Raw genomic sequence first — 244 nt, forward strand, 5'->3', positions numbered from 1 at the left:
GATCGCAGCGGATGTAGCGCAGGGACTGGCCCGGTGCGAGATCACGATGCACGCCTTCGGCCCTGGCCGTCACTTCCGCGACGGACCAGAGGACGTTGCCGCGCAGCGTGTGGGCGATGACCTTCACGCTGGCGCGCTCGGTCTCCTGCGGTGCGATCAGTTCCGCGATCAGTTCAGACCGCGATTGGGGAGAGAAATACCAGCCCATGAGAGGCCTCCTGAAGAATGTAGAGCCAGAGGCCTC

At 64.3% G+C, this 244-nt stretch carries 1 pseudogene; it reads right to left on the reverse strand.

What is annotated here, in order from left to right:
• Positions 1–208, reverse strand: a pseudogene (locus tag AC3XQU_RS24590) (hypothetical protein); the annotation flags it as partial.
• Between the last annotated feature and the right edge of the window lie 36 nt (positions 209–244).

The organism is Telluria sp. AZSoR62 (assembly GCF_058111565.1).